At 72.9% G+C, this 15,293-nt stretch carries 12 protein-coding genes; 8 read left to right on the top strand and 4 right to left on the bottom strand.

The window, feature by feature from the left end; translation table 11 throughout:
* The first annotated feature begins 56 nt into the window (after window positions 1-56).
* From SNE206_RS18185 to SNE206_RS18175, 3 genes are all read left to right on the top strand, one after another.
* Window positions 57-1,028, top strand: coding sequence for a carbohydrate ABC transporter permease (locus tag SNE206_RS18185; RefSeq protein WP_407914441.1), 972 nt, complete (start codon window positions 57-59; stop codon window positions 1,026-1,028).
* A complete protein-coding gene (locus tag SNE206_RS18180) occupies window positions 1,025-1,903 on the top strand; it encodes a carbohydrate ABC transporter permease (protein ID WP_407914440.1) in 879 nt (292 codons plus the stop codon). Before SNE206_RS18185 ends, SNE206_RS18180 begins: the two co-directional genes overlap by 4 nt.
* A 100-nt stretch (window positions 1,904-2,003) precedes the next feature.
* Window positions 2,004-4,397: a glycoside hydrolase family 2 protein gene (locus tag SNE206_RS18175; protein WP_407914439.1), complete on the top strand. Its 2,394-nt coding sequence runs from the start codon at window positions 2,004-2,006 to the stop codon at window positions 4,395-4,397.
* A 36-nt stretch (window positions 4,398-4,433) separates the two neighbouring features.
* Here SNE206_RS18175 and SNE206_RS18170 read toward each other — a convergent pair whose 3' ends face one another.
* The 3 genes from SNE206_RS18170 to SNE206_RS18160 form a co-directional block, all read right to left on the bottom strand.
* Window positions 4,434-4,808 (bottom strand): DUF6083 domain-containing protein, encoded by a 375-nt coding sequence (locus SNE206_RS18170; protein WP_407914438.1) that lies wholly within the window; start codon window positions 4,806-4,808, stop codon window positions 4,434-4,436.
* 332 nt (window positions 4,809-5,140) lie between these two features.
* Window positions 5,141-5,668 (bottom strand): hypothetical protein, encoded by a 528-nt coding sequence (locus SNE206_RS18165; protein ID WP_407914437.1) that lies wholly within the window; start codon window positions 5,666-5,668, stop codon window positions 5,141-5,143.
* 76 nt (window positions 5,669-5,744) lie between these two features.
* Window positions 5,745-7,262, bottom strand: a complete 1,518-nt coding sequence (locus SNE206_RS18160) for an alkaline phosphatase (RefSeq protein WP_407914436.1) — start codon at window positions 7,260-7,262, stop codon at window positions 5,745-5,747.
* A 408-nt stretch (window positions 7,263-7,670) separates the two neighbouring features.
* Between SNE206_RS18160 and SNE206_RS18155 the strand changes: the two genes are divergently transcribed.
* The 4 genes from SNE206_RS18155 to SNE206_RS18140 all read left to right on the top strand — a co-directional run bounded on the left by SNE206_RS18155 (window position 7,671) and on the right by SNE206_RS18140 (window position 12,157).
* Window positions 7,671-9,155: an APC family permease gene (locus tag SNE206_RS18155; RefSeq protein WP_407914435.1), complete on the top strand. Its 1,485-nt coding sequence runs from the start codon at window positions 7,671-7,673 to the stop codon at window positions 9,153-9,155.
* Window positions 9,152-9,592: a hypothetical protein gene (locus tag SNE206_RS18150; RefSeq protein ID WP_407914434.1), complete on the top strand. Its 441-nt coding sequence runs from the start codon at window positions 9,152-9,154 to the stop codon at window positions 9,590-9,592. The genes SNE206_RS18155 and SNE206_RS18150 overlap by 4 nt, the downstream gene beginning before the upstream one ends.
* A gap of 62 nt (window positions 9,593-9,654) precedes the next feature.
* Window positions 9,655-11,004, top strand: a complete 1,350-nt coding sequence (locus SNE206_RS18145) for a dipeptidase (RefSeq protein ID WP_407914433.1) — start codon at window positions 9,655-9,657, stop codon at window positions 11,002-11,004.
* Window positions 11,005-11,035: 31 nt separating this feature from the next.
* Window positions 11,036-12,157, top strand: a complete 1,122-nt coding sequence (locus SNE206_RS18140; RefSeq protein WP_407914432.1) for a M24 family metallopeptidase — start codon at window positions 11,036-11,038, stop codon at window positions 12,155-12,157.
* Between the two features lie 97 nt (window positions 12,158-12,254).
* Here SNE206_RS18140 and SNE206_RS18135 read toward each other — a convergent pair whose 3' ends face one another.
* A complete protein-coding gene (locus SNE206_RS18135; protein WP_407914431.1) occupies window positions 12,255-12,956 on the bottom strand; it encodes a response regulator transcription factor in 702 nt (233 codons plus the stop codon).
* A gap of 459 nt (window positions 12,957-13,415) precedes the next feature.
* Here SNE206_RS18135 and SNE206_RS18130 point away from each other — a divergent pair, with 459 nt between their 5' ends.
* Complete coding sequence (locus SNE206_RS18130; protein WP_407914430.1) at window positions 13,416-15,272, top strand: DNA/RNA non-specific endonuclease; 1,857 nt, start codon at window positions 13,416-13,418, stop codon at window positions 15,270-15,272.
* Window positions 15,273-15,293: the final 21 nt, after the last annotated feature.

The following is a 15,293-nucleotide window of genomic DNA, read 5'->3' as shown; positions in this document are numbered from 1 at the left end:
CACGCACACGCACACGCACACGTCCGCGACCCACTCCGCGGCGGAGAGAGGCAGGCATGAGCCGGCAGAGCACGACGACCTGGCGCAGCAAGGACGGGCCGGTCCCGGCCGACCTCCCGCCGCCGGTCGGCACCCGCACACCGGCGCCCGCCGCGGGGGCCCGCCGCCGCGCACCGCGGCTGACTCCCTGGCTGTTCCTCCTCGCGCCGCTGGCGTTCCTGGTCACCTTCACGTACGTGCCGATCGCCGGGATGCTCTCCTACAGCCTCACCGACTGGGACGGCGTCAGCCCGGACAAGTCGTGGGTCGGGTTCGACAACTACGTACAGCTGTTCACCCGGCCCGAGCTGTTCCGGGTGTTCTTCGTCAGCGGCTACTACCTCGCCGCGTCGGTGCTGCAGATGGCGGTGGCGCTGTACTTCGCCACGCTGCTCAGCTTCAGCACCCGCTTCCGGAACCTCTTCAAGGGTGTGCTGTTCTTCCCGTACCTGATCAACGGGGTCGCCGTCGGTTTCGTCTTCCTCTACTTCTTCCAGAGCGGCGGCACCCTCGACTCCGTGCTGTCATTGCTCGGCCACCACGGCAAGCACCTGTGGCTGGGCGATCCCGACCTCGTCAACGTCTCGCTGTCGGGGGTGTCGGTCTGGCGTTACCTCGGCCTCAACTTCGTCCTGTTCCTGGGGGCGATCCAGTCCGTCCCGTCGGAGCTGTACGAGGCGTCCGAGCTGGACGGTGCCAACCGCTGGCAGCAGTTCCGCCACATCATCGCGCCGGGCATCAAGCCGGTGCTGAGCCTGAGCGTGATCCTGGCGGTCTCCGGCTCGCTGTCGGTCTTCGAGATCCCGTACGTGATGACGGGCGGCTCCGGCGACAGCAAGACCTTCGTCATCCAGACCGTCAAGCTCGCGTTCCAGTTCGACAAGACGGGGCTGGCCTCGGCGGCGGCCGTCGTGCTGCTGCTGATCATCCTGCTCGTGACGTGGGTCCAGCGCCGGCTGGTGCCCGACGAAAGGGTCGATGTCGCATGAGCGTCGCCTCTCCCTCCGGCTCCTCCCGCGCCGCCCGCCGGGCCGACGGTCTGCAGACCCTGCTCGGGGTGCTGAAGTACCTCTCGCTGGTCCTGGCTTCGCTGGTGGTGCTGCTGCCGCTGGTGGCGGTGCTGATGACCTCGCTGAAGACGCCGGAGGAGATGGCCGCCGGCAGCGGCGCCCTGACGCCGCCCGGCGACTGGCTCAACCTCGCGAACTACGGGACGGCCTTCCGCGACGGCCACATGCTGACGGCCTTCGGCAACACCCTCTTCATCCTGGCCTTCTCGATCACCGGCACGGTGCTGATCGGCTCGATGACCGCGTACGCGATCGACCGGTTCGACTTCCGGCTGAAGAAGGCGGTCGTGGGGCTGTTCCTGGTGGCGACGCTCGTGCCGGGGGTGACCACCCAGGTGGCGACCTTCCAAGTGGTCGACGGGCTGGGCCTGTTCGGCAGCCGGTGGGCGCCGATCATGCTGTACACGGGCACCGACATCGTCGCGATCTACATCTTCCTCCAGTTCATCCGCTCCATCCCGGTGTCGCTCGACGAGGCCGCGCGGATCGACGGGGCGAACTCCGTCACCATCTACTGGAAGATCATCCTGCCGCTGCTGAAGCCGGCGATCGCCACGGTGGTCATCATCAAGGGCATCACGGTCTACAACGACTTCTACACGCCGTTCCTCTACATGCCGGGCGAGGACATGGGCGTCATCTCCACCGCGCTGTTCCGCTTCAAGGGACCGTTCGGAGCACACTGGGAGGCGATCTCGGCGGGCGCGATCCTCGTGATCCTGCCGACCCTGCTGGCGTTCCTCCTGCTGCAGCGCTTCATCTACAACGGCTTCACCCAGGGAGCCACCAAGTGACCGCACCGCCCGCGGCGGACGGGCCCCGCCGCGGACGGCAGCGCCGCGGTGACCGTCCCCGGCTCCCGTCCACGACGCCCACGATGCCCAGGAGGACCGTGTGACCGCCTTCCGTGCCCTGCACGACGGCTGGACCCTCACCGCCGTCTCGCAGGACGTCCAGATCGCCGACGTGCCCGCTGCCGTGCCCGGGTGCGTCCACACCGACCTGCTGGCCGCCGGGCTCGTCGACGACCCGTACCTCGACGACAACGAGACCCGGCTGGCGTGGATCGGCCGCACGGTGTGGGAGTACCGCACCACCTTCACCTGGACGGCCGACCCGCACGACCGCACCGACCTCGTCTGCCGCGGCCTCGACACCGTCGCCACCGTGACCCTCAACGGCACCCGTCTCGGCAGCACCGCCAACCAGCACCGCTCGTACCGCTTCCCCGTGCGCCACCTCCTGCAGGAGGGCGCCAACACGCTGACCGTACGGTTCGACTCCGCCTACGCGTACGCCGAGGCGCTGCAGGCCGCGCTCGGCGACCGGCCCGGCCCGTACACCGAGCCGTACCCGTTCATCCGCAAGACCGCCTGCAACTTCGGCTGGGACTGGGGCCCGACCCTCGTCACCGCGGGCATCTGGAAGCCGATCGGCCTGGAGAGCTGGAGCGGCGCCCGCCTCGCCGAGGTCAGGCCCGAGGTCACCCTCGACGGACCGGACGGGCACGTCCGGGTGCACGTCCGCGTCGAACGCGCCGACGAGCGGCCGGTCACCGTCCGCGCCACCGTCGCCGGGGTCACCGGCGAGACCGTCCTCGCCCCCGGGGCGCGCACCGCCCGCCTCGACCTGCACGTCCCCGCCCCCGACCGCTGGCACCCGCGGGGCCACGGCGCGCAGACCCGCTACGACCTCGCCGTCGACCTGCCGGGCCAGGACTCCTGGAACGCCCGGATCGGCTTCCGCGAGGTCGCCCTCGACCCGGAGACGTTCACCCTGAGCGTCAACGGCACGCCCGTGGAGGTGCGCGGCGCCAACTGGATCCCCGACGACGCCTTCCCCACCCGCGTCACCCGCGCACGGCTCGCCGACCGCTTCGACCAGGCCCTCGGCGCCAACATCAACCTGCTGCGGGTCTGGGCCGGCGGCATGTACGAGAGCGAGGACTTCTACGACCTCGCCGACGAACTCGGCCTGCTCGTCTGGCAGGACTTCCTCTTCGCCTGCGCCGCCTACCCCGAGGAGGAGCCGATCCGCTCCGAGGTCGAGGCCGAGGCGCGGGAGAACATCGCCCGCCTCGTGCACCGCCCGTCCCTCGTGCTGTGGTGCGGCAACAACGAGAACATCGAGGGCCACGCCGACTGGGACTGGCAGGACGCCCTCGCCGGGCGCAGCTGGGGCGCCGCCTACTACTACGACCTCCTGCCCCGGCTCGTCGCCGAACTCGACCCCACCCGCCCGTACTGGCCCGGCACGCCGTACTCCGGCCGCCCCGACCTGCCGCCGAACGACCCCGCCGAGGGCACCGTCCACATCTGGGACGTCTGGAACCGCGAGGACTACACCCGCTACGGCGCCTACGCGCCGCGCTTCGTCGCCGAGTTCGGCTTCCAGGGGCCGCCCGCGCACGCCACCCTCCGGCGGGCCGTCGGCGGTGAACTCCACCAGGACGCACCGCTCGTGCTGCACCACCAGAAGGCGGCCGACGGCAACGCGAAGCTCCTGCGCGGCCTGGGCGCCCACCTCCCGCAGCCGTCCGGATACGACGACTGGCACTACCTCACCCAGCTCAACCAGGCCCGGGCCATCACGTACGGCATCGAGCACTTCCGCGCGCTCGCCCCGCACTGCCGGGGCACCATCGTCTGGCAGCTCAACGACTGCTGGCCGGTGACCTCCTGGGCCGCGGTCGACGGCGACGGCCGCCGCAAGCCGCTCTGGTACGCGCTGCGCCGCGTCTACGCCGACCGGCTGCTCGCCGTCCGCGACGGCAGGGCGGTGCTCGTCAACGGCGCGGCGGAACGCTGGAAGGGTGAACTCTCCGTCACCCGGCACCGGTTCGACGGCACGCTGCTCGCCGAGGAGATCCACGCCGTCGACCTCGACGCGCACGGCGTGCTCCGGCTGCCCGCCATGGCGGACGGCCCGGCCGACCCGGCCCGGGAGTTGCTGGTCGCCTCGATCGACAGCCACCGCACGGTCGCGCTCTGCACCGAGGATCTCGAAGCCGCCCTGCCGGAGGCCGGGTTCGACGCCCGGGCGGAACCCGTCGACGGCGGCTACCGGGTCACCGTGACGGCCCGCACGCTGCTGCGTGAGCTCGCGCTCTTCCCCGACCGGCTCGCCGCCGACGCGTGGGTGGACGACATGATGCTCACCCTGCTGCCGGGCGAGCAGGCCGTCCTCCACGTGACGACCGACGCCGTGCTCGACCCGGCCGCCCTGGTGTCGGCGCCGGTGCTGCGCTGCGTCAACGAGCGCCGTGCCGGGGGTGCCTGGCAGCGCTGACGCGTCAACCGGCCGGGCCGGCGGGGCAGGCCGGGCTCAGGCGCCGAGGCTCCGGGTGCTCCGGCCCCGCACGCTCCGCAGGTACGGATCCTGCGGGACGGGCCCGGCCGGGCAGACGTCGCGGTGGCCGAGCCGGCAGTGGTCGGACGGAACGGCGTCGCGCAGGTTGACCACCGTGCCGTCGCCCGCGACGCGCCAGCGGTGGCCCGGGGGCACCAGCAGGGTGGGGTGCTGTCCGGGTTCGACCAGCATCCACCGGCCGTGCACGGTGCGGTGCAACCGGGCGGCCGCCCCGCAGGCGCGGCACACCGTGGGGCGGCCCTGCACGGCATCGCCCTCGGCCGGGCGGCGGCCCGCGGCCGCGGCCCGGACCTGCTCCATCGCCCCGTCGAGCACCAGCCGGAGCACCACGGGCTCCCTCGGTCCGGGCGGCGGACCGGTCCCGCCGCCGGGGCAGCTGCGGCCGCCGTGGCCGCCGTACGCCCCGCACCGGCCGCACGGTTCCTGACCGCCCATCACACACCTTCCCTCACCGGGCCGGGACGCCGGCTCTCCCGTCCGGCCCACGCCCCCGCCCGCCGGACCCGACCGTAACCGGAGATCACCGCACGCAGCGGGGCGAACCGGATTTTTCCACCCGCACCGGGGATCCGACCGCCCGGGCGGCGCCGGCCCCTGCACCGGGTGCGGGGGGGGGCGGGCGAACCGGGCCGGGGCGATCCGGGCCGGGGCGATCCGCGCGGCTACTCGTTGACGAGCACCGGCAGCGAGAGCACGGCGGCGGCCGGGGTGCCGGTGAGGCCCCGGCCGGTGACGGTGACGTCGATGCCGTCACCGGCGGCACGCGGACCGTCGTGGCGGCCGGTCGCGGCCTCCTCCTCCTGGTACTCCAGGCTGCCGGTGCCGACCAGGTGCCCGGCGGCGTCGTAGTACGCGGCGCGGAGTTCGAGGGCGAGCACGTCGCTGACGTCCGAGGTGACGGCGAGGTGGCCGGTGACCGTGCCGTCCGCGGCGAGCTTCAGGCCGGTGAGGCGGACGCGGTCGGTGAACGGCCCGTCCTCCACGCGGACCTCGCCCGGACGGGGTGCGGCGGACAGTGCGGCCGCCGGGGCTGCGGCCTGCCGCGGCGCGGGCAGGGAGACGGACGGCAGCGCCTCCGAGGGCTCCGGTGCGGCCGGGGTGCCGGAGCAGCCGGCGAGGAGGCCGAGCGGGAGGAGGCCGAACGCGAGGACGGCCCGGGCCGGGAGGAGGTGCCGGGGGCGGTGCTTCATCGTGCTCCTGGGAGTCGGGTGGGGCCGGGGGGCGTGCGCCGCCTCCCGGCCCCGGTGCCGTCGGGTGCGGGGCGGGTCAGTGCCGCGGGGCCTTGCCGAACAGCGAGCGGTACATCTTGCCGTAGAGCTCGGTGTTGTCCTGGCTGGCGGCGAAGCGCTCGCCGCCGGGGCCGTACGCGAAGATCGGCACGTCGGCGCCGGTGTGGTTGCCGGAGAGGTAGGTGAGCCAGAGGCTCGCGTCGGTGCTGCCGTCGGCGACGCCGGCCGGGTCGTCGGGGGTGCGGAACGTCGCCGGGGCGAAGTTCCTGGCGTCGGCGGATCCGGCGCCGTTGACGGGGCCGGTGGAGCGGGCCGGGTCCTTGGCGCCGCTGGCCGCGCGCGACGGCGAGCTGTTGTTCGCGGTGTTGCCGCCGTCGACGTTGACCGGCGGGGCCACCGCCTCGGCGTTGGTGTAGGAGCCCTTCTCGATGATGTTGAAGCCGGCGCACTCGTGGTCGGCGGTGACGACGACGAGGGTGTGGCCGTCCTTCTTCGCGAAGTCCACGGCGGCGGCGACGGCGTCGTCGAAGGCCTTGATCTCGCCGAGGGTCTGGGCCGCGTCGTTGGCGTGCGAGCGCTTGTCGATCTGGGCGCCCTCGACCTGGAGGAAGAAGCCGGTGCGGTTGCCCTTCGCCAGCAGCGAGACCGCCTTGCCGGTCATCTCGGCGAGGGTCGGCTCCTGCTTCTGCGGGGCGTCGGCGGGCAGCGCGGCCTTGGCCTGCTCGACCGTCAGGTTGCCGCGGTTGAAGAGGCCGACGACCTTGCGGCCCCTGGCGGCGGCGAGGTCGGCCTTGGTGGCGGCCTTCTGGCTGGCCGCGGTCTGGGCGGGCAGCGCGGCGTCGCCGAAGCTGCCGAGCACCTGGTAGCCCTGCGCCTCCAGGGCCTTCTGGTCGTCGGGCTCGAAGCGGGCGAGGCCGCCGCCGAGCACGACGTCGGCCGTGCCGTTGCGGGCGATCTGCTCGGCGATCGGCGTGATCAGGGTGCGGTCCGCGGGCGCGGTCTCGTAGCTGCCGTCGGCCTTCTTGGGCAGGCAGGCGGCGTCCGAGTAGACCGGGCCCTGGCAGCCGCGCAGCAGGGCGTGGCTGAACTGCCCGGCCGGGGTGGCGTCGGTGATCTCGGCGGTGGAGACGTTGCCGGTGGCGAAGCCGGCCGCCTTGGCCTGCTCCATGAGCGTGGCGACCCGCTTCTCGTACGCGTCGACGCCGAGCGCGGCGTTGTACGTCTTGACGCCGGACGACCAGGCGGTCGCGGAGCTGGCGGAGTCGGTGACGAGCGCGGGCTTGGCGCTGTCCTTCTCGACGGCGTAGGTGGCGACGGCGCCGGTGAAGGGCAGCTTCTCCATCGTGAGGCGGCCGGCCGCGCCGTAGAAGCGCTCCCGGCCGGCGGTGACGTGGGTCCGGCCCATGCCGTCGCCGACGAGGTAGATGACGTTGCGGATGTCGGCGTGGCGGTCGCCGCGGTCGGACGGCGCGGAGCTGGCGGTGACCGCCGCGCCGCCGACCATGGTGCCCGAGAGGGCGAGCACGGTGGCGGCCTTCAAGGCCTTGCGCTGCATCAGGGTGTCTCCTCGACACGTCGGCGCGCGCGGCCGGTCGGGGCCGCTCGCGCACCCGGGCCGGGCCGGGCGGCTGCGACGCTATGAGCACGAGGTGAACCCGCACCGCCGTCGGCATGACGGACGGTCGAACAGCTGACCGCACGTCAGCGGCGAGGGGTGCCGGGCCGCGGACCCGTTGGGGACCGGGCGCCCGCACCGAGGGCGGACCCCTGCTCCGGCACGGCCGGGCGGTGGGGTGCGGCGGGCCGACGGCGGTACCGATCATGCCCGTGCGCGGCGGGCTGCGCCTTTCGGGTGGACCGTTCCGGTCGTTCCGGTGCCCCGACGGCCCGGGCGGGATGCGGCGGCCCCGGGCGCCGGGAATGGTGGGTGCGCAGCCCTGTCGGCTGCCGGAAGGAGAGCGCGATGAGTGCGATGGACGTACCGGCCGACGGCGCCGGGAGGACCGGCACCGGCACCGGCACGCGGGCCGTGCAGGCGGTGTCCGCTCCGCGGCTGACCTGGCTGACGCTGGCGCTGATGACGACCAGTTCGGTGGCCAGCCTGCGGGCCGCGCCCACCATGGCGGTCTACGGCCTGGCGTGCGTGTTCCTGTACCTCGTCCCGGCGATCGTGTTCCTGCTGCCGACCGCGCTCGTGTCGGCGGAGCTGGCGTCGGGCTGGAGCGGCGGCGTCTACAACTGGGTGTCCCAGGGGCTGTCGAAGCCGCTGGGCTTCCTCGCGGTGTGGTGCCAGTTCGCGATGACGATCTTCTACTACCCGAGCCTGCTGGCGTACGTGGCGTCGACGATCGCGTACGTGATCAACCCGGCGCTGGCGAACAGCGGGCTCTACACCGCGATCGTGATCATGGTGCTGTACTGGACCGGCGTGTGGGTCTCGTCGAGCGGCACGAACGCCGTCGCGGGGCTCGCCTCCTGGGGCCTGGTCATCGGCACGCTGATCCCGGGCGCACTGCTGGTGGTGCTCGGCATGGTCTTCCTCGGCCAGGGCAACCCGTCCGCGGCACCGATGAACGCCTCCCACATCCTCCCCGCCTGGACAGGGCTGTCCAGCCTGGTGCTGATCGTCAACAACTTCCTGAGCTACTCCGGCATGGAGATGAACGCCGTGCACGTCTCCTCGCTGAAGAACCCGGCGAAGGAGTTCCCGAAGTCGATGTTCCTCGCCATGGGCCTGGTCCTGCTGATCTTCATCCTGCCGGCCCTGGCGATCAGCTGGGTGGTGCCCTCGGACCAGCTCAGCCTCACCGCCGGCGTGATGCAGGCCTTCGACGCGTTCTTCCAGCACTTCCACATCGGCTGGCTGACACCGGTCGTGGCCGTCGGCCTGGTCGCCGCCTCCCTGGGCGGCATGCTGACCTGGCTCGCCGGCCCGTCGAAGGGCCTGCTGATGATCTCCCGCCAGGAGGGCTACCTGCCGCCGTTCCTGCAGAAGCTCAACGCGCACGGCATCCAGCAGAACATCCTGGTCACCCAGGGCATCGTCACCACCGCCATCGCCCTGATGTACGCGTTCATCCCGAACGTCTCCAGCGCGTACTGGATCTTCTCGGTGATCACCACGCAGGTCTACCTCATCGTCTACCTGCTGATGTTCGCCGCGGCGATCCGGCTGCGCCGCACCCAGCCCGACCACCCGCGCGGCTACCGGGCCCCGGCACTCGTCACGCTGTGCGTGACCGGCCTGCTGGCGTCCGCCGCCGCCATGGTGATCGGCTTCGTGCCGTCCTCGCAGTTCAGCGGCGGCAGCGTCTGGTCGTACGTGCTCATCGTCGGCTGCGGCCTGCTGCTGCTGGGCGTGGTCATCCCGTACTCGTTCCTGAAGTTCCGCAAGCCGTCCTGGCGCCGGCCCGAGGCGGAGGCGCGGGCCGAAGGGGGTGCGGCATGAGCCGGACCGAGATGGCCGCCCGGCACCGGTGGATCTACATCGGCGCGATCGTCGTCCTGGTCGGCATGGTCGTCGTCGGCCTGCTGACCTACACGCAGCAGCACGCCACCAACGACTCCTACCGCAAGGCCGCACAGCTCTCCGACGACCTCGTCGCGGCGGGCTACCCGGCCGTACCCGACCAGGGACAGATCGCCCGCCTGCTCGGCACCGACGGCGGCGCCGTCTGCGAGAACCCGGCCGGCGCCCTCAAGAACGCCCTGTGGAAGGTCAACCTCTCCAACGGCGCCACCGGCCCCGGCCAGCGCCCGATCGTCGCCGACGCCCGGGCCGTCGAGGCCGAGGCCATCGTGCTGAACGTGTACTGCCCCGACCAGCTGGACGCCTTCCGCAACAAGCTGGACGACCTCGAGACCGACGACACCGTGAACAACTGACACCGCGCCGGCCGTGCCCCGCCCGGGGACCGGCCGGCATCCGCACCGAGGAGCCCCAGCCCATGACCGACGACCTCGCCGGGCGGATCGCCGCCCTCATGCCCCGCGCCAAGGCCGACCTCACGGAACTCGTCGCCATCCCGTCCGTCGCCGACCCGCGGCAGTACCCGCCCGAGGCGTGCCAGCAGGCCGCCGAGTGGGTCGCCGCCGCCTTCACCGAGGCCGGCCTGCGCGACGTCCACCTCGCCGAGACGCCGGACGGCAGCCACGCCGTCCTCGGCCACCGGCCGCCCCCGCCCGGCGCACCGACCGTGCTGCTGTACTGCCACTACGACGTGCAGCCGCCGCTCGGCGACGACGCCTGGAGCTCGCCGCCCTTCGAGCTGACCGAACGCGACGGCCGCTGGTACGGCCGGGGCACCGCCGACTGCAAGGGCAACATCGTCATGCACCTCACCGCGCTGCGGGCACTCGGCGACGCCCTGCCGGTGGGCATCAAGTTCGTCGCCGAAGGCTCCGAGGAACAGGGCACCGGCGGCCTGGAGGCGTACGTCCGGCAGCACCCCGACGAACTGCACGCCGACGCGCTGCTGATCTGCGACACCGGCAACGCCGCCGTCGGCGTGCCCACCGCCACGACCAGCCTGCGCGGCCTCGCCAACGTCGTCGTGACCGTCTCCACCCTCAGCGGCAACATGCACTCCGGGATGTTCGGCGGCCCCGCCCCGGACGCCCTCGCCGCACTGATCCGCATCCTCGACTCGCTGCGCGACGCCGACGGCGGCACCCGCGTCCAGGGCCTCGACGCGGACGGCCGGTGGGAGGGCGTCGGCTACGACGAGCAGCAGTTCCGCGCCGACGCCGGCGTGCTCGACGGCGTGGCCCTGACCGGCTCCGGCAGCGTCGCCGACCGCCTCTGGGCACGGCCCGCGGTCACCGTGCTCGGCATCGACTGCCCGCCGGTGATCGGCTCGGCCGCCGCCGTACCCGCCACCGCCCGTGCCCGCGTCAGCCTCCGGGTGCCACCCGGCACCGACCCCGGCCACGCCCGCGACGCACTCACCGCCCACCTGCAGTCCGCCGCACCGTGGGGGGCGAAGGTCGAGGTGGAGACCGAGAGCACCGGCGCACCGTTCAGCGCCGCCACCGGAGGCCGCGCGTACACGGCACTCGACCGCGCCGTGCAGGCCGTGTACGGCAAACCGATCGCCTTCCTCGGCCAGGGCGGGTCCATCCCGCTGTGCAACGTCCTCGCCGACACGTACACCGACGCCGAGATCATCCTGATGGGCGTGGAGGAGCCGAGCTGCCTCATCCACGCGCCCAACGAGAGCGTCGACCCCGGCGAGATCGAGCACATGGCACACGTCGAGGCACTGTTCCTGCAGCACTACGCTGCCGGACGCGCCTGAACGCACCGCCGCACCCCACCGGAGGACCGCCATGCCGCACCCGTTCACCACCGACGACTTCGCCGCCCGGATGGCCCGTGCCACGCGGGCCGCCGCAGAGGCCGGACTCACCGGGCTGGTCGTCATGCCCGGCCCCGACCTCACCTACCTCACCGGCTACCGCCCGACCGCCGTCACCGAACGGGTCACCGCCCTGCTGCTCGCCGACGGCCGGGAACCCGTGCTGGTCGTACCCAGGCTGGAACGCCCCGACGCGGAGGCGGCACCCGGCGCCGCCGCCGTCCGGCTCACCGACTGGACGGACGGCACCGACCCCTACCGCACCGCCGTCGCCCCCGAACTCGACCCCGCCGGCCGGTACGGCATCTCCGACTCGGCCTGGGCCCTGCACCTCCTCGCCCTGCAGGAGGCCCTCCCCGACAGCTCGTACGCCTCCCTCACCGGCGCACTGCCGATGCTCCGGGCCGTCAAGGACGCCGACGAGCTCGAACGCCTCGCCGCCGCCGGCGCGGCCGCCGACGCCGCCTACGGGCGGATCCTGAAGGTCGCCTTCGCGGGGCGCACCGAGAACGAGGTCGCGGCCGACCTCGCCGACCTGCTGCGCGAGTACGGGCACAGCCAGGTCGACTTCACCGTCGTCGGCTCCGGCCCGAACGGCGCCAACCCGCACCACGAGGCCGGCGGGCGGACGATCGGCGCGGGCGACACCGTCGTCCTCGACTTCGGCGGACTCAAGGACGGCTACGGCTCCGACACCACCCGCACCGTGCACGTCGGCGAGGACGTGCCCGCCGACGTCCGCGAGGTGCACGACGTGGTGCGCCGCGCCCAGCAGAAGGCCTTCGAGGCGGTACGGCCCGGCATCGAGTGCCAGGAGGTCGACCGGGTGGCCCGCGCCGTCATCACCGAGGCCGGCTACGGCGACTACTTCATCCACCGCACCGGCCACGGCATCGGGCTCACCACCCACGAGCCGCCGTACATGGTCGAGGGCGAACGGCAGGTGCTCGTGCCCGGCATGTGCTTCTCCATCGAACCCGGCGTCTACCTGCCCGGCCGCTTCGGCGTGCGGATCGAGGACATCGTCACCGTCACCGGGACCGGCGGGCAGAGGTTCAACAACACCCCGCACGACCTCGGCATCGTCGGCTGAGCCGCGCACGGTCCATCGGCGGCGCTCCCGGCACCAGCCCCCCGGTACCGCTCCCCCGGTACCGCTTCCCCGGTACTGCTCTCCCGGCGCGACCGGCCTACGGGACGATGTCGTGCGTGACCGCGAAGCGGGTGAGGTCGGCGCGCCGGCGGGAGCCGATCTTGTCGCGCAGCCGGTCGAGATGGGAGTGCACGGTGTGCTCGCTGATACCGAGGCGGCGTGCGATGCCGTGGTCGGTCTCGCCGTTCGCCAGCAGCGCCAGGATCTGACGCTCGCGCTCCGTCACCCGGCACAACGGCTCCGTCAGCGGACGGACGGCCAGCGCGGCGGAGACGTACGAGCACCCGGACGCCACCAGGCGGACCGCCGACAGCAGCTCCAGCTCACCCGCCTGCCGGCTCAGACAACCGCGTGCACCCGCCTGCATCTGCGGGACGACGTCCTGCTGCAGGCCCGAGCAGAGCACCAGCACCTCCGCCCCCAGCCCGCCCAGGCGGTGCACCACGGCGGCGAGCGGCCCAGGGGGTAACTGCAGGTCGAGCAGGACGACGTCGCCGGGGCGGAGGACGGGGGTGGGGTCGTGGGTGGGGTTGGAAGTGGGGGCGGGGTCGGGGGTGGTTGCTGGGGCGGGGATGGTTGCGGGGGAGGGGGTGGGCCTCGCTCCAGCCTCCGCCTCCTCGGGTGAGGGGACCGACAGGGTCAGCTGCAGGTCGGTGGTGGACTTGATCATCTGTGTCAGCCCGCGGCGGAACACAGGACAGTCGCCGACGACGGCGACGCGGATCGGTTGGGTACTCATGGGTGGTCCTCGGCCTGCCTGCCGGGCACGCTCGGCCCGGGCGCACCGGGTCGCTGTACGGACGGCCCGCGCACCTCCAGTGTTCGCCCCTGCCGCGGACCTGGCATGCGGAGACACCTGGCCGGCCCGGACGCCCCGGAGCCGGATCCGGACCTGGACCCGGCCCTGGATCCGGGCCTGGGTAGAACTGCCCCTGGCTCCGTAGGCGCTTCCACCCTGTCCGGGGATCCGGGCCGTGGCGAGACTGGAGGCGCGGTGCCCACGCCCGGCCGGCCGCGGCGCACCGCCCGGCGCGGCGGGACTGCGGGACCGCGGGCCGACGCACCCCGGACCGGCCCCCGCGTCCCACCCAGGCGTGCCACCCCGCACCCCTCGCCGGACACTCAGCCCGTACCTCCCCTGGCACCTCACCCGCCCGCGGCCCTCCGTGGCCCTCCGTGGCGCGGAAGGGAGACCGACATGTCCAGGAACACCACCGCAGCCAGGCCCGCGAACACCGGACAGGAACAGCTCGTCGCCGCGCTCAGGCAGCACATCCGCACCCAGGGAGCCCACTACCTCCAGGATCCGAACGTCACCTCCGTCGGCATCGGCTACCGGACGAAGGGCGGCACGAAAGAGCGCGAGATAGCGCTGCAGTTCACCGTCGGCACGATCGCGAGCCCCGAGGCCCTGGAGGAGATGGGCAGTTCGCCGCTGCCCGGCTCCGTCACCGTCGACGGCATCGAGGTGCCCACGGAGGTCGTCGAACGCACCTACGCAGCGGACTTCCGGGTCGTCGCGGAGGCGGAGAGCCCCGCCCGCAAGAAGCGCATCGACCCGATCGTCCCCGGTGTCAGCGTCGCCAACGTCCACGTCTCCGCCGGCACCATCGGCTGCATCGCCTTCGACCGCGCCGACGGCACGCCGTACGTGCTGAGCAACTGGCACGTCCTGCACGGCCCCCACGGCGCCATCGGCGACGACGTCACCCAGCCCGGACCGCACGACGACAACCGGACCGCCCGGAACCTCCTCGGCACGCTCGCCCGCTCCCACCTCGGCCAGGCCGGCGACTGCGCCGTGGCCACCGTCCGGGACCGGCACATCGACCCGCGGATCCTGGGGCTCGGCGTCACACCCCGGCATCTCGGCGAACCCCAGCTCGGCGACCGCGTCGTCAAGAGCGGCCGCACCACCGGTGTCACGCACGGCGAGGTGCGACGCATCGAGACCCTCGCCACCATCGACTACGGCGGCACGGTCGGCGACCGCGACATCGGCTGCTTCGAGATCGGTGTCGACCCGGCGGACCCGCCCGCCGACGGCGAGGTCAGCCAGGGCGGCGACTCCGGGGCCCTGTGGATGTTCGCCGCGCCGGACGGCACCGCCACCGACGTGGTCGCCGGCCTGCACTTCGGCGGCGAGAGCGGCGGCCCCGACGAGTTCGCCCTGGCCTGTCTGCCCCGGTCGGTCTTCGAGAAGCTCGAGATCAGCCTCGACGAACCCGCCCCCGAAGCACTGGAAGCGCTGAGCGGCTACGACCCGGGCTTCCTCTCCGAACGCATCGACGTCCCCGAGCTCGGTCCGAAGATCGAGGACGACGCCGCACGGGTCGACGGGTCCACCGTGGTGCCGTACACCCACTTCTCCCTGAGCCACAGCATCTCGCGGCGCTTCGCGTTCTGGGTGGCGTGGAACATCGACGGCGGCAGCATCAAGAGGCTCAGCCGCTCGGGCATCGACTTCGTCAAGGACCGGCGGCTGCCCTTCGAGGTCCAGGTCGGCAACGAGCTGTACAGCGGCAACCGGCTCGACCGCGGCCACATCGCCCGGCGCGCGGACCTGCTGTGGGGCAGCATGCCCGAGGCGGAGAAGGCCAACCGGGACTCGTTCTTCTACACCAACATCACCCCGCAGATGGACGACTTCAACCAGAGTTCCAAGGCCGGGCTCTGGGGCCGGCTGGAGGACGCCGTCTACGCGGACGTCGAGGTCGAGGACCTGCGGGTCAGCGTCTTCGGCGGGCCGGTGTTCCAGGACGACGACCGGCTGTTCCGCGGGGTCCGCATCCCGCGGGAGTTCTGGAAGATCATCGCCTTCATGGAGCAGGGCGGCCTCACCGCCAAGGCCTTCCTCCTCACCCAGAACCTCAACCAGCTCGAAGCACTCGAACTCGACGAGTTCCGGGTCTTCCAGGTCACCCTCGACGAGCTGGAGGAACGCACCCACCTCCGCTTCCCCGCGTCCCTGCGGCACGCCGACACCCTCGCGACACCGGAAGCGCTCGGCGCGCGGGAGCCGCTGGAACACCTCGGCGACATCCGCTGGCAGTGACGACCCGCCCATCGCCCCGCG

The sequence above is a fragment of the Kitasatospora sp. NE20-6 genome (assembly GCF_045862635.1).
The sequence above is the reverse complement of the archived record's forward strand: the minus strand, read 5'-3'. Positions and strand labels throughout refer to the sequence as shown.

What these genes read in the sequence shown, in the direction of transcription:
- SNE206_RS18185 (WP_407914441.1), top strand. Translation starts at nt 57, where the DNA reads ATGAGCCGGCAGAGCACGACGACCTGGCGCAGCAAGGACGGGCCGGTC.
- SNE206_RS18180 (WP_407914440.1), top strand. Translation starts at nt 1,025, where the DNA reads ATGAGCGTCGCCTCTCCCTCCGGCTCCTCCCGCGCCGCCCGCCGGGCC.
- SNE206_RS18165 (WP_407914437.1), bottom strand. Translation starts at nt 5,668, where the DNA reads ATGAAGCACCGCCCCCGGCACCTCCTCCCGGCCCGGGCCGTCCTCGCG.
- SNE206_RS18160 (WP_407914436.1), bottom strand. Translation starts at nt 7,262, where the DNA reads ATGCAGCGCAAGGCCTTGAAGGCCGCCACCGTGCTCGCCCTCTCGGGC.
- SNE206_RS18155 (WP_407914435.1), top strand. Translation starts at nt 7,671, where the DNA reads ATGAGTGCGATGGACGTACCGGCCGACGGCGCCGGGAGGACCGGCACC.
- SNE206_RS18150 (WP_407914434.1), top strand. Translation starts at nt 9,152, where the DNA reads ATGAGCCGGACCGAGATGGCCGCCCGGCACCGGTGGATCTACATCGGC.
- SNE206_RS18145 (WP_407914433.1), top strand. Translation starts at nt 9,655, where the DNA reads ATGACCGACGACCTCGCCGGGCGGATCGCCGCCCTCATGCCCCGCGCC.
- SNE206_RS18140 (WP_407914432.1), top strand. Translation starts at nt 11,036, where the DNA reads ATGCCGCACCCGTTCACCACCGACGACTTCGCCGCCCGGATGGCCCGT.
- SNE206_RS18135 (WP_407914431.1), bottom strand. Translation starts at nt 12,956, where the DNA reads ATGAGTACCCAACCGATCCGCGTCGCCGTCGTCGGCGACTGTCCTGTG.
- SNE206_RS18130 (WP_407914430.1), top strand. Translation starts at nt 13,416, where the DNA reads ATGTCCAGGAACACCACCGCAGCCAGGCCCGCGAACACCGGACAGGAA.